The organism is Methylosinus sp. DMC45 (assembly GCF_056313885.1).
The window spans coordinates 240,000-248,184 of the sequence record NZ_JBQUZK010000036.1 but is presented as its reverse complement, the minus strand read 5'-3'; the positions used below and the strand labels follow the sequence as shown (position 1 = coordinate 248,184).

Below are 8,185 nucleotides of genomic sequence, written 5' to 3'. Positions count from 1 at the left end.
ATCTCGGCCTGCATCACATCGGCGCGGAAGATGAAATTGCCGCTGTTCCACAAATAGCCGGCGTCGATATAGCGCTGCGCGGTCTCGCGATCGGGCTTTTCGACGAAGGCCTCGAGCTTGGAGACGTCGCCGGCGATGCGCTCGCCGGGGCGAATATAGCCATAGCCGGTGGCCGCATGGTCGGGCTTGACGCCGAGCGTGACGATATAGCCGTCCGCGGCGGCGGAAGCCGCCTTCTTGCAGAGCTCGACGAGGCCTTTGGGGTCGCGCACCACATGATCGGCGGCCAGCACGACGACGATGGTCTGCGGCGAGCGGCGCGCGGCGGCGCCGGCGGCGACGGCGACAGCGGCGGCCGAATCGCGCCGCGTGGGCTCGAGGACGATATCGGCCGCGGCGCCGATGGCGCGCAGCTGATCGGTGACGAGGAAGCGATAATCGGCGTTGGAGATGATGACCGGCTTGTCGAAGGCCTCGTCCGCCAGCGTCTGAATGGTCGTCTGGAAGGTCGACAGCTCGCCGATGAGCGGAATGAATTGTTTCGGGAGAGTTTCCCGCGATTCGGGCCATACGCGCGTGCCCGCCCCGCCGCACATTATGACAGGAAGTATCTTCGTCATGTATCGCCTTTCGGTGGAAGGCCGTTGTCCAGCGCCGCGCTCCTTATGAGACGACGGCGACGAACCGGATCTCGCCCACGGCCCGCAAGTCGGGGTCGACGAGGCCCGCTAGCATAGGCTGCGCCAATGCGCCAAAGATTACGTCAGCAATAGGCCGAACGACCAGGATTTGGCAAGTCGGCGCAATCGCTTCGAGCGAATCTGCGCGCTCGGAACGGGGCCGACATCACCAGTCATTTGAGGCGAAATTTCAGCTCTTGCCCTTTTTTTCGAGCTCGGCCTTCAGCGCCAGCAGCTTGGCGAAGGGCGAATCGGGATCGGGCAGACGTTCTTTCTCCCGTCTTTCGGGCGGCGGGGAAAAGCCATTGCCGCGGCGGCGGTCGTCCCGCGGCGGGCGATTGTCGCCGCGCGGCCCGTCGCTGCGCGGCTTGCCGCCGGAGCGGAAGCCGCTCTCCTTGCGGGCGTCCTGGCGCGGCCGATGCTCGCCCTCGCCTTGCTCGGGACGCCGGCCGCCGCCCTGGCCTTGCCCATGCCCTTGGCGCGGACCGCGGGGGCGCTCGCCGGCCGGCCGCGCGCGGCCTTCCTCCTGGCCCGGAGCGCCGCCCTGACGCCGGCGCGGCGCTTGCGGGACATGACGCTGCAAGGTCCAAATCTCGATCGGCGCGGGCTCGGCCGCGGTCGGCTCGGCGCTCGCCTCGGCCGGGCTCGCTTCGGTCTCGCTCGCTTCCGTCTCGGCGGCGATGGCTGCCGGCTCCTGCGGCGCAGGCGCCTCTTCCGCCGGCGCCTCCTCCACGGCTATCTCTTCCACGGCGGGGGCGGGAGCCTCCTCCGTCGCCGCCACGGCCTCGGCGACAGGCTCGAGCGCTTCGACCGGCTCAGCGGCCGATTCGCCGCTCTCCGATTCGGCGCTCTCCTCGGCCGCGGCCGGAACCGGCGCGAGCGGCTCGGTCGCCGCCTTGGCCAGCAGCGGCACGGTGATCGCCGGCCCCTGACGCTCGGCGGATTGATAGCCGAGCGAGCGCAGAATGGAGGCGAAGGCCTCGCCCGCGCAGCCGGTGAGCGAGGTCATCGCCACTGTGACGACGAAACCCTCGCCATCGGCGGCGCCGGGCGGCGGATCGCCGGCCGTCACGCCGGGGCGATAGGCGCTCGCCGGGCGGATGAGATCGGCGAGCCGCTCCAGAATATCGACGCGCACCACGCGCTCGCCGCAGACGCGGAAGCCGGCGGCGCGATAGAAGCCCTTGGAGATCGCCGGATCGGCGGCGAAGGAAGTGCGGCCGGAGGCGGCTAGATGCGGCACCTCCTCGAGGCCCTTGAGATTGTCGAGCCCGCCATGCTTCAAGCCCCAGAGCAGGGCGGCGAGCGAGCGCGGCGCCGGCTTCAAGAGCTGCGGCAGATAGAGGTGATAGGCGCCGAAGCGCACGCCCTTCTTGCGCAGGGCGGCGCGGTCTTCCTGGGAGAGCGTCTTGATGTCGCGCGCCACGCGGCTGCGCTCCAAAACGCCGAGCTCCTCGGCCAGCTGAAAGGCGATGCCGCGGGAAACGCCCTCGAGCCCCTCGCCCTTCTCCAGCTCCTCCAGCGCGCCGAGCAGCTTCTTTATATGCTGGGCCAGCCACAGATCGAGCCGCTGCTGCACTTTCTCCAGCGCCGCGCCGGTCAATTGCTCGTCGGCCAGCAGGCGAACCACCGGGGTCAGCACGGCGGCGCCGGGCGCGATCTTGCCGACAGGCTCGCCGAGCCAGCGAATGGTCCCGTCATTGCCGAGCAGAAAAGCGTCGTCCACCGCGTCGAACACGCGGGCGGCGCGCGCCTCTATCTCGCCGGCGAGCGCCCGCTGCGCGGCGGCGTTCAACGCCTTCGCCGCTTCGCCCGTGGCCTGCGGGTCGGCCGTGAAACGAAATCCCTGCAACTGTCCGACATGCTGACCTTCGACCATAACGTCGCCGGCAGTAGTGATTTCGGCTTCGAGCATCGCGTTCTCTCTCAGGCGGCGCATCAGCACGCTGGTGCGGCGATCGACGAAACGCTGCGTGAGGCGTTCGTGCAGCGCGTCGGACAGACTGTCCTCTACCTGACGCGCGACGCTCTGCCAATGCTCTGGATTCTCGAGCCAGCCGGAACGATTGGCGATAAAGGTCCAGGTGCGCACCTGGGCGAGCCGCGCGGACAGTGTGTGAATGTCGCCGTCGATGCGGTCCACGGCGGCGATTTGCTTTGCGAACCAATCGCCTGGGATCAATCCGCGGCGCACCACATAGCCATAGACGGCGAGCGCCAGCTCCGCATGAGCGGCCGGCGAGGTCTTGCGATAATCTGGAATCTGGCACACGTCCCAGAGTCTCATAATATCTGCAATTGTTTTCGTGTTGCGCTGCACAGTCTCGTCGCGCGCGGCGACCTCGAGCACCATCTGATCCTCGGCGGTGCGCGCCCGCAGCAGGCATTCGTCGGGGGAGGCGCGCTCCAGCGATTCGGTCAGCGCCTCGATCGAATCGAAATCGAGATCGCCATTGCGCCATTGCAGCGCGACCAGCGGATCGAACCAATGATTCTCGAGCGCTTCCACCGTCTGCTCGTCGAAGGGCGGGCAGCGGCCGGTGCTGCCGAAAGTGCCGTCATTCATGTTGCGGCCGGCGCGGCCGGCGATCTGCCCCATTTCCGCCGCCGTCAATCGGCGATGGCGCCAGCCGTCGAACTTGCGGTCGGCGGCGAAGGCGATGTGGTCGACGTCGAGATTGAGGCCCATGCCTATGGCGTCTGTGGCCACGATGTAATCGACGTCGCCATTTTGAAAGAGATCGACCTGGGCGTTGCGCGTGCGCGGCGAGAGCGCGCCCAGCACCACGGCCGCGCCGCCGCGCTGACGCTTGATCCATTCGGCGATGGCGTAGACGTCCTCGGCCGAGAAGGCGACGATGGCGCTGCGCGGCGGCAGCCGCGCCAGCTTGCGCTCCCCGGCGAAGGCGAGATGCGACAGCCGCGGCCGTGTGAAGATGGGAACGCCCGGCAGCAGCCGCTCGATCAAGGAGCGCATGGTTTCCGCGCCGATCAGCAGCGTCTCCACGCGCCCGCGCCAAAACAGCAGGCGATCGGTGAAGACATGGCCGCGGTCGAGGTCGGCGGCGAGCTGAATTTCGTCGACGGCCACGAAATCCACATCGAGATCGCGCGGCATGGCCTCGACGGTCGAGATCCAATAGCTGGGCGCGCGCGGCTTGATCTTCTCCTCGCCGGTGACGAGCGCGACATTCTCCGTCCCCACGCGCTCGGCGACGCGCGTATAGACCTCGCGCGCGAGCAGACGCAGCGGCAGGCCGATCATGCCCGTCGGATAAGAGAGCATTCGCTCTATGGCGTGGTGGGTCTTGCCGGTGTTGGTCGGCCCCAGAACGGCGGCGACGCCGGCGGTCGACGGTCGCACGCCCGGCGCGGCCGGTTTTTTGGCGGTGAGCATGGGGCTCATGATTTTTCTTTATATTTCACCTCGAGCCTCGACGCGAGCCCGGCTCCCCGAATCGATAGCGGCGATCGTCCCGGAATGGAACGGCGAAGATCGCGCTATTTTACGCTTCGAACAGGCGTCGAACGAATCGCGGCCGAATCGACGACGCTTTTCGAGTCACGCTCTGTTCGCTCGAGATATGGTTGCTCCTCGCGCCTGCGAACGCTATGGCTTCCAAATCTCGTCTTTTGCTGCAGCTGTGTGCGGCGCGTCGCGCAGGGAAGCGCGCGGACTCCGCCGCGCCTTCTTGTCAACACGCCAATTGCGACGTCCCGACGACGACGGCGTTAAGCTTTGGAATCTTGCCGGAACGGACCGCGCACGAATCGGCGATCTCGCCGTGTTGCCGCGCCGTTCCCGCGAGGTCTCGAGGCTTTCGCCCGGCCGACGCGCTATTTCGCGCCGCGCCGGGGCGCGGAAGACCGAGCCGCATTTACCTCCTCGTCTCGAAATCGGCCGTCTCGGCGCGCGCTCGCAGCGCCCGGAGCGTCTCTCGCCCGGCCTGTCGCGCGCTCGCGCGCCGCCCCAATGCGAATCGCGCGACGTCGGCAGGGTTAACGCGCTGCGTTGCGCGAGCGCGTGACGCGCTGCGGCGTAAGCCGAGCGTTAACCTTTCGTAAGCCATGATCCGCCGCGACAGCGACGCCCAGCGGATGGACAGAGCATTGGCAGAAAACAAGCGTGACTTCCGATCGAGCGTCGCCGCGCTCGCTCTCGCGCCGAGCCCGCGGGCGCTGCGATTCTTCGCCGTCGGCCTGCTCAACACGGCTTTCGGCTATGCGATCTTCTATTTCGTCTGGCGCGCCACGCAGGACTCGACCGTCGCGGCCGGCGTCTCCACGGCGATCGGCGCCGCGTTCAACTTTCTCTCGATCGGCCGCCTCGTTTTCGGCTCCGCCGACCCGCGCTTTCTCGGCCGCTTCATCGCCGTCTATGCAGCGCTCTTCATCGTCGACGCGCTCGCCTTGCGCGCGCTCGAGCATTTGGGCGCCGAGGCGGCGCTCGCGCAGGCGGCGCTGACGCCGATGCTCGCGACGCTGTCTTATCTCCTCAATCGCGACTTCGTCTTCCGCAGCGGAGCCGGCGGCGCATGAAGACCATCTCCATCGTCACGCCCTGCTATAATGAAGAGCTGAACATTCGTGAATGCCATGCGCGGGTCGCCGCGCTGTTCGACGGCGAGCTGAAGGATTATCGCCGCGAGCATGTGTTCTGCGACAACGCCTCCAAGGATCGCAGCGCCGAAATATTGCGCGATCTGGCCGCGAGCGATCCTTGCGTGAAGGTCATTCTCAACGCGCGCAATTTCGGGCCGATGCGCTCCAACTTCAATGGCGTGATGGCGGCGAGCGGCGATGTGGTTCTCTTGTTCCTGCCCGCCGATCTGCAAGACCCGCCGGAGCTGCTGCCGCAATTCGTGAAGCTGTGGGAGGCAGGAAACGAGATCGTCTATGGCATCCGCAAGACTCGCGAGGAGGGCGCCGTCATGCGCATGGCGCGCGGCCTTTATTATCGCGTGCTCACCGGCCTCTCGGAATTCACGCTGCCACCCGGCGTCGGCGATTTTCAGCTCGTCGATCGCAAGGTCGTCGAGGCCATGCGCAGCATAGACGATTCCTATCCCTTCATGCGCATGATGACATTCGAATGCGGCTTCACCGCCGTCGGCGTTCCCTATCGCTGGGTCGAGCGCCGCCGCGGCGTCACCTCCAATAATCTGCCGCGGCTCATCGATCAGGGCCTCAACGGCCTCGTCACCTTCACGCCGGCGCCGCTGCGTCTGCTGCTGTTTCTCGGCTTCGGCATTGCGGCGCTGGCGCTCGCTTACGCATTCGTCAGCCTGGCGCTCGGGCTGATCTTCTTCCGCCAGCTCGCGCAGCCCGGGATGATGACGATCATCGTCGCCGTCTTCTTCTTCGGCGGCGTGCAGCTTTTCTCCATAGGCGTGCTCGCCGAATATATTCTCGCCATACATTCGCAGGTGAGGCGCAAGCCTGTGGTGTTCGAACGCGAGCGCATCAACTTCTAGCAGCTTCCCGCCAATGGAGGCGCCCACCGGCCCTCGACCTCTTTGCGGGAGAGGAAGCAGAGTCGGCGGTTCATCGACGCTTCGCGAAACGTCGACTCGCCCGCTCTCCCGCGCAGCTCGGGAGAGTGAGGGAGAGGGCCCTTGGTTCGAGTGACGAGACGATCAATGCATGTTCTCAGAAAATCGCGAAGCGGTTTTCGGAAAAGTTCATGCGAACTCAAATTGCTTTGGAGCGCGTTCCGACAAAATGTGTCCGAAGGCGCGCTAGGAGGGTGAGTATGACCGCGACGATGCTGACCCATAGGGAAGATACAGCCGCGCGCGCGCCGCGCGCCTTGCGCAATCTGCATTTGCTGCAGGCGAGCGTTCTCGTCTTTCTTCTTTCCAATGTCGCGCTCGCTTTCGTCTTCGGCGCCGTCGCTGCGACGAGCATTGTTGTGGGTTCGGCGCTCGCCGCTTTCCTGCTCTTCACCTTTCGTCCGAAGCCGGACGGAGTCGTCGCCGCGCCCATAGACGCGAAAAAGCTCGCGGCCTGCCTCGCGTTCGCCCTCGCTCTGCTCCTTCTCGGCGGGGAGACGCATCTCTTCTACGCAACGGCCGATTGGCTCATGCGCGACGCCGTCCTCTCCGATCTCACGCGCAAAGGCCTGCCGCTCTACTATCGCCACGAAGGCGAGGACTATCTGTTGCGCGCGCCGCTCGGCATGTATCTCCTTCCGGCCGCCATCGGCCGCGTCACCGGGCTCTTCGGCGCGCATGTCGCTTTGCTGGCGCAGAATGCGCTGCTGCTCGCAGGCTGTCTCTATTTCGTCGCGCTGCTCGCCGGGGGACGCGTCGCGCCTTTCCTCGCGCTCTTCGTCCTGTTCAGCGGCCTCGACGTCGCTCCGCAGCTGTTGCGCGACGGGTTCGATCTGCCCGCTCATCTCGAATGGTGGAATTCGGCGATTCAATATTCCTCGCATGTGACGCAATTGTTCTGGGTTCCCAATCATGCGTTGCCGGGCTGGTGGACGGCGCTGCTGCTGTTGCTTCTCGTGCGCGAGGAGATCGATCTCGCGATCCTCGCCAGCCTCTTCGCGACGACGCTGCTCTGGTCGCCGCTCGCAGCGGCCGGCGCCGCGCCGCTCGTCGCGCTCGGCGCGCTCCGCCTCGGCCGCGGCCTGTTCACGCCGCGCAATATCGCCGCCGGCGCGGCCGGACTCTGCTTTCTGCCGATCGCCCTCTATCTGACGATCGACGCGGGCTCGGTGCCACATGGCTGGCTCGTTGCGACGCCCGGCTTTCTTCTTCTCTATGTCGCATTCATCCTCGTCGAAATCCCCCATGCGGCGATCGTGCTTGCGCAGCGGACGCTGCTCGCGGCGAGCGATCGTGCGCTGCTTTCGGCTTCGATCCTGGTCCTGCTGCTGCTTCCGCTCTATTCCTTCGGCCCGAACAATGATCTCGCTATGCGCGCCTCCATTCCGGCGCTGTTTCTGCTCGCCTTCGCCTTCGCCGGGATCGCGGTGGCGACGCCGCGCGACGGCGGCCTGCTCGCCTCGGCGATATCGACGCTCGTGATCATCTCCGCGGCGACGCCGGCGACGGAGATCAAGCGCACGCTCCTCGCGCCCGCTTTCGCGATCAGCGACTGCAATCTGCTCACGAGCTGGCGCAAGACCGAATCGAATGTCTTTCCGACCAACTATCTCGCGCATGCGGCGACGGTTCCGCCATGGCTCGCGGCGAGCGAGGGCGCTCGGCTCGAGGTCGAGCAGCGAAGCTGTTGGCCGGATCACCCGCATCTTCCCGATTCGCGCAAATAGCGGGCGATGCATCCGCGAGATATTTCCTCGTCGTCATTGCGAGCGAAGCGAAGCAAACTAGAGCCGTGGGGCGCCCCCCCCTGGATTGCTTCGTCGCTTTCGCGCCTCGCCCTGACGACCTTGAGGGAAGCGAGGTGGCGCGACGCGCCGGGGATGTCCACAGAATTTCGCTCGTGACATTTGGCTTTTGACTTGGCGCCGCGCCGAACGCTAAAACGCGCCTCTT

Annotated in this window: 5 protein-coding genes; 3 read left to right on the top strand and 2 right to left on the bottom strand. The window is 66.2% G+C overall.

Going from position 1 to position 8,185, the window contains the following annotated elements:
• Together ACT53T_RS10690 and ACT53T_RS10685 are read right to left on the bottom strand one after the other, a co-directional pair.
• Positions 1–620 (bottom strand): sugar phosphate nucleotidyltransferase (locus ACT53T_RS10690; RefSeq protein ID WP_476161164.1); only part of this gene is annotated, 620 nt, incomplete at its 3' end.
• Between the two features lie 250 nt (positions 621–870).
• Entirely contained in the window at positions 871–4,077 is a 3,207-nt protein-coding gene (locus ACT53T_RS10685) for a helicase-related protein (RefSeq protein ID WP_476161169.1), read from the bottom strand.
• Between the two features lie 713 nt (positions 4,078–4,790).
• Here ACT53T_RS10685 and ACT53T_RS10680 point away from each other — a divergent pair.
• The 3 genes from ACT53T_RS10680 to ACT53T_RS10670 all read left to right on the top strand — a co-directional run bounded on the left by ACT53T_RS10680 (position 4,791) and on the right by ACT53T_RS10670 (position 7,959).
• Complete coding sequence (locus ACT53T_RS10680; protein ID WP_476161163.1) at positions 4,791–5,219, top strand: GtrA family protein; 429 nt, start codon at positions 4,791–4,793, stop codon at positions 5,217–5,219.
• On the top strand, positions 5,216–6,154 hold the full coding sequence (locus ACT53T_RS10675; RefSeq protein WP_476161162.1) for a glycosyltransferase family 2 protein: 939 nt from the start codon (positions 5,216–5,218) through the stop codon (positions 6,152–6,154). Before ACT53T_RS10680 ends, ACT53T_RS10675 begins: the two co-directional genes overlap by 4 nt.
• A gap of 278 nt (positions 6,155–6,432) precedes the next feature.
• On the top strand, positions 6,433–7,959 hold the full coding sequence (locus ACT53T_RS10670) for a hypothetical protein (protein ID WP_476161161.1): 1,527 nt from the start codon (positions 6,433–6,435) through the stop codon (positions 7,957–7,959).
• The last annotated feature ends 226 nt before the right edge of the window (positions 7,960–8,185 follow it).